The following is a 6,000-nucleotide window of genomic DNA, read 5'->3' on the forward strand; positions in this document are numbered from 1 at the left end:
CCTCTCATATCCGGTTTCGGGTATAATTTTCTTAATTCAGTAACGTAACAAATTAGGTTGTCATGGCAGAACCACGTTTTATCCACCTTCGTGTGCATAGTGATTTTTCGATGATTGATGGTTTGGCGAAAGTAAAGCCAATTGTCAAAAAAGCATCGGATCTCGGTATGCCAGCACTCGCTATTACAGACTTTACTAACCTGTGTGGTTTGGTGAAGTTTTACTTCGCTGCCCATGATGCTGGAATGAAGCCAATTATTGGTGCTGACTTCAAAGTTCAGTCTGCAGAAATGGGAGACGAGTTATTTGAACTCACCATTTTAGCGGCAAACAATGAAGGTTATAAAAATCTAACTTTATTGATTTCAGAAGCCTATCAGCGTGGACATGTACAACACCTGCCAGTTATTGACAAAGAATGGCTGATTAATCACCGTGAAGGTTTAATTGTCCTGTCTGGTGGCAAAAATGGTGATGTGGGTAAAGCCTTGCTGAAAGGCAACCAGAAAATGGTGGACAGCTTTGTCAGTTTCTACAAAACCCATTTCCCTGATAGTTACTATTTAGAGTTGGTACGCACAGGTCGTGCCGATGAAGAAGCTTATTTACATTTTGCGGTTGAACTGGCTGAAAAAGAAGATTTGCCCGTTGTTGCTACCAATGATGTGCGCTTACTGACGGCAGATCAATTTGATGCCCACGAAATTCGTGTTGCGATCCATGATGGCTATACGCTTGCCGATCCTAACCGTCCAAAGCTCTACAGTGCGCAACAATATCTTCGTAGTGAAGAAGAAATGTGTGAGCTGTTTGCTGATATTCCAGAAGCGCTGCAAAACTCGGTAGAAATTGCTAAACGTTGTAACGTTACTGTGCGTTTAGGGGAATACTTCCTGCCAAACTTCCCAACCGGTGATATGAGCATTGAAGACTTCTTGATCATGAAATCCAAAGAAGGTCTTGAAGAGCGTCTTGAGTTTCTTTTCCCCGATCCTGAAGTACGTGCAGCGCGTCGTCCTGAATACGATGAACGCTTGGATGTGGAGCTGCAAGTTGTTAACCAGATGGGGTTCCCAGGTTATTTCTTGATCGTAATGGAGTTCATCCAGTGGTCGAAAGATAACGATGTACCAGTAGGCCCAGGTCGTGGTTCGGGTGCAGGTTCATTGGTTGCTTATGCGCTGAAAATTACCGATTTGGATCCGTTGGAATTTGACTTACTTTTCGAACGTTTCTTGAACCCTGAACGTGTCTCCATGCCCGATTTCGATATCGACTTCTGTATGGATAAGCGTGACTTGGTTATTGATCACGTTGCGGAAATGTATGGCCGTGATGCGGTATCGCAGATCATTACGTTTGGTACTATGGCGGCAAAAGCGGTGATCCGTGATGTCGGCCGTGTACTGGGTCATCCGTATGGTTTCGTCGATCGTATCTCTAAGTTAGTGCCAGCCGAGCCGGGCATGACACTGGCCAAAGCGTTTGATGCCGAACCTCAGCTAGGTCAATCTTATGATGCGGATGAAGAAGTCCGTGATTTGATTGATATGTGTCGCATCCTTGAAGGGGTAACACGTAACGCTGGTAAACACGCTGGTGGTGTTGTGATCTCGCCAACCACGATCACTGACTTTGCGCCATTGTACTGTGATGCGGAAGGTCATAACCCGGTTACCCAGTTTGATAAGAATGACGTTGAAACCGCAGGTTTGGTTAAGTTCGACTTCTTGGGACTTCGTACATTAACCATCATCGACTGGGCGTTGGGGCTGATCAACCCTCGCTTAATTGAGCAAGGTAAAGAACCTGTCAATATTGCTGCTATTGCGATGGACGATCCAAAATCTTTTGCCATGCTGCAACGCTCAGAATCTACCGCAGTATTCCAGCTTGAATCCCGTGGTATGAAAGATCTGATCAAACGTCTTCAGCCTGACTGTTTCGAAGATATGATCGCATTGGTGGCACTGTTCCGCCCAGGACCTTTGCAATCAGGCATGGTAGATAACTTCATTGACCGTAAGCACGGTCGAGAAGCAGTGTCTTACCCTGATGAAAAATGGCAACACGAGTCACTAAAAGACATTCTTGATCCGACTTACGGCATCATCCTGTATCAGGAACAGGTAATGCAGATCGCACAGGTACTGGCTGGTTACACCCTTGGTGGTGCGGACATGCTACGTCGTGCGATGGGTAAGAAAAAACCGGAAGAGATGGCAAAACAGCGTGCTGTCTTTGAAGAAGGGGCGATCAAGAACGGGGTTGATGGCGAACTAGCAATGAAAATCTTTGACTTGGTGGAGAAATTCGCCGGTTACGGATTTAACAAATCGCACTCCGCCGCCTATGCCTTGGTGTCTTACCAAACGCTATGGTTAAAAGCCCACTATCCAGCCGAGTTTATGGCAGCGGTAATGACCGCAGATATGGATAACACCGATAAGATCATTAGCTTGGTTGACGAATGTCACCGTATGAATCTGAAATTGCTGCCACCTGATGTCAACAAAGGCTTGTACCGCTTTAACGTTGATGACGAAGGTGCAGTGGTTTACGGTATCGGTGCGGTGAAAGGTGTCGGTGAAGGCCCGATCGAGAATATTATTAGTGCCCGTGATAAAGGCGGCCACTTTAAAGATTTATTCGATTTCTGTGCTCGTATCGATACCAAAAAAGTGAACAAGCGTGTACTTGAAAAGCTGATCAAATCAGGGGCAATGGATCGCTTAGGACCTAACCGTGCAGCTATGCTAGCAACACTGGATGATGCTATTAAAGCGGCAAGTCAGCATCACCAAGCTGAAGCTTTTGGTCAAACCGATATGTTTGGTGTTCTAACGGCGGCGCCTGAAGAAGTAGAGCATAAGTATGCCAATATTCCAGAATCTCCTGATAAAGTTTGGCTGGAAGGCGAACGTGAAACGCTGGGTTTATATCTAACGGGTCACCCGATTAATGCTTATATTCCTGAGTTAAAGCATTACACGACTTGGCGTTTGAAAGATGCGCAGCAAACTGGGCGTGATAAAGTAGCCACGGTTGCAGGTTTAGTGATTGCAGCCCGAGTGATGACAACCAAACGTGGCACCAGAATTGGTTTGATGACATTAGATGATCGTTCAGGTCGAATGGAAGTCATGCTATTCTCTGATGCCTTAGATCGTTACATTGATCTGCTTGAAAAAGATAAAATAGTGGTGGTATCAGGACAGGTCAGCTTTGATGATTTCAATGGTGGCCTTAGAATGTCAGCGCGTGAAGTGCTCGATATATCAGAAGCGAGAGAAAAACATCTCCGTGGTCTTGCGATTTCAGTCACCGAACAGCAGATCGATGAGCAGTTTTTCGCCCGTTTCAGCCAAGTGCTGGAACCACACCGAGCAGGTACCGTACCTGTGAACGTGTACTATCAGCGCTCGAATGCCCGTGCCAAACTCACATTAGGAACAGAATGGCGAATTACGCCAGCAGATCAGCTAATTTCTGATCTAAAAACACTCCTAGGTGATAAGCAGGTCGAGCTTGAGTTTAATTAAGTTAGCTTAATGTTTATGATAGGGTAATTAAGAACCCTATCATTTCATAAGCAAAAGGATTTTAAGTGGTATGAGCCTGAACTTCCTCGAGTTTGAACAACCGATTGCAGAACTAGAAGCAAAAATTGAAGCATTACGTGATGTATCTCGTCGTGATGAATCTAATTCGGTTGATCTAGAAAAAGAAATTGAGCAACTAGAAAAGAAAAGCCTAGAGCTAACCAAGAAAATCTTTGGTGATCTTGGTGCATGGCAGGTTGCGCAACTCGCACGCCATCCTCAGCGCCCATATACTTTTGATTACATCGAGCACATGTTCGAAGAGTTTGATGAATTAGCCGGTGATCGTGCTTTTGCTGATGATAAAGCATTAGTGGGTGGTATTGCGCGTATTGATGGTCGCCCTGTTATGGTGATTGGTCATCAAAAAGGTCGTGGTACGATTGAAAAAGTAAAACGTAACTTTGGTATGCCAAAGCCTGAAGGTTACCGTAAAGCACTGCGTTTAATGAAAATGGCAGAGCGTTTTAATATGCCAGTGATCACTTTCATTGATACTGCAGGCGCTTACCCAGGTGTGGGCGCGGAAGAGCGCGGTCAATCAGAAGCGATTGCAATGAACCTTAAAGTTATGGCTGGTCTAAAAGTGCCAGTGATCTGTAACGTTGTAGGTGAAGGCGGCTCTGGTGGTGCACTTGCGATTGGTGTGGGCGATTGCGTGAACATGCTGCAATACTCAACTTACTCTGTTATTTCTCCAGAAGGTTGTGCATCAATCTTATGGCGTGATTCAGATAAAGCACCACAAGCGGCAGAAGCAATGGGCATGACAGCCCCTCGCCTTAAAGAGCTTGAGCTAATTGATAACATCATTGAAGAGCCTCTAGGTGGTGCGCACCGTAACGTACCATTGATGGCTAACACACTAAAAGCACAGCTTAAAGCAACGCTTGAAGAGTTAGATGCAATGGACACTGAAACGTTACTAGAACGTCGTTACCAGCGTCTAATGAGTTACGGCTACTGCTAAAAAATTACAGTACGCTATCAATTGAAGAGGTCAGCATAATGCTGGCCTTTTTTGTATTTCTCGTTTAGTACGGCTTGTTGCTGCGTTAAACTGGTGTTTTATCCCAATGTTGAAAGAAGCCATGTTGTATTCCTCTTTTTCTCGCCAACTACTTACAACTCACAATGTCGACAGTAAACGTTTTATCCTCGCTTTTAGTGGTGGGTTAGATTCGCGAGTATTACTGGATTTAATGGCTCGATTTATCGCTCAATTCCCGATCTATTCTTGCCATGCTGTTTATGTACATCATGGCTTGAGTAACAATGCCGATGTGTGGGCTGAGAAGTGTTTAGCATGGGCTAAGCAATGTGGGATCAGCTGCGATGTTGAACATGTGATGGTTGAGACGGGAAACCGTATTAGTCTTGAACAAGCGGCGCGAGAGGCTCGCTACAATGCATTAGCAAAACATGTTCAACAGGGAGATACCTTATTAACGGCTCAACACAGTGATGATCAAATAGAGACTTTTTTGCTGGCGCTTAAACGCGGTAGTGGTCCTGCAGGCTTAGCTTCAATGCCGACTATTTTGCCTTTTGCAAAGGGTAAACATTTAAGACCATTATTGAATGTGACTCGTGCTGAGATTGAACAATATGGTAAGGAGCACCAACTGGAATGGGTAGAAGATGAGAGTAACCAAGATGAACGTTATGATCGTAATTTTATCCGCCACCAAATCACTCCTCGTCTGGTAGAACGTTGGCCGGGCATTCATAAAGCGGTTGCACGAAGCAGTGCATTGTGTGGTGAACAAGAAGCGTTATTAGAAGAACTATTATCGACGCAGTTGGCTCAAGCAACACAATCCGATGGTAGTTTATTACTGGCTGAAAATACTACTCAGCGTGTCGGAATGGCATTGATTAGACAATGGTTAAAACGACAAAAAGTGATGATGCCGTCTTTAGCTCAACTTGAGCAGATTTGGTTTAATGTGGTATTAGCAAAACAAGATGCTAACCCTAAGTTGTGTTGGGCAAATGTGGAAGTGCGCCGTAGCCAAGGGAAACTGTATCTACTTCAGCAATGGAGTGATATCAGTCAATGGCAAGCTCCTTTTGAAATTGATGCTATTTGTCATCTCCCGCAGGAGCTAGGGACATTACAATTATCTCAAAGCAGCAATGATAAGGTACTTCGATATCCACGGGCTGATGAAAAAGTAACAGTACGCTTTTGCTATCAAGGTGATCCTATTAAACCGCTTGGTCGCAGCGGTAGTCGTAAACTGAAGAAATTGTTTCAAGAATACCAAGTTCCGAGTTGGTTACGCAGTCGAACGCCTTTCATTTTTTATGGTGAAAAGCTGGTTGCTGTCGTTGGGTATTTTGTTGTTGCTGATTTTGCTGGAGATGATCTTGCGATTATTACGTCGAATTTAAC

At 44.6% G+C, this 6,000-nt stretch carries 3 protein-coding genes; all 3 read left to right on the top strand.

Annotated elements, in window-relative coordinates:
• Positions 1 to 62: 62 nt before the first annotated feature.
• Positions 63 to 3,542 (top strand): DNA polymerase III subunit alpha, encoded by a 3,480-nt coding sequence (dnaE, locus tag E5A76_RS15620; RefSeq protein ID WP_161119474.1) that lies wholly within the window; start codon positions 63 to 65, stop codon positions 3,540 to 3,542.
• A 70-nt stretch (positions 3,543 to 3,612) separates the two neighbouring features.
• Positions 3,613 to 4,572, top strand: coding sequence for an acetyl-CoA carboxylase carboxyl transferase subunit alpha (gene accA, locus E5A76_RS15625; RefSeq protein ID WP_161119475.1), 960 nt, complete (start codon positions 3,613 to 3,615; stop codon positions 4,570 to 4,572).
• A gap of 106 nt (positions 4,573 to 4,678) precedes the next feature.
• A partial coding sequence (gene tilS / locus E5A76_RS15630; RefSeq protein ID WP_316247344.1) for a tRNA lysidine(34) synthetase TilS occupies positions 4,679 to 6,000 on the top strand: 1,322 nt, incomplete at its 3' end.

The sequence above is a fragment of the Photobacterium lucens genome, from assembly GCF_009873615.1.
Classification (GTDB): domain Bacteria; phylum Pseudomonadota; class Gammaproteobacteria; order Enterobacterales; family Vibrionaceae; genus Photobacterium; species Photobacterium lucens.

Coding starts and splice junctions, on each gene's coding strand:
- dnaE (WP_161119474.1), top strand. CDS start 63: ATGGCAGAACCACGTTTTATCCACCTTCGTGTGCATAGTGATTTTTCG.
- accA (WP_161119475.1), top strand. CDS start 3,613: ATGAGCCTGAACTTCCTCGAGTTTGAACAACCGATTGCAGAACTAGAA.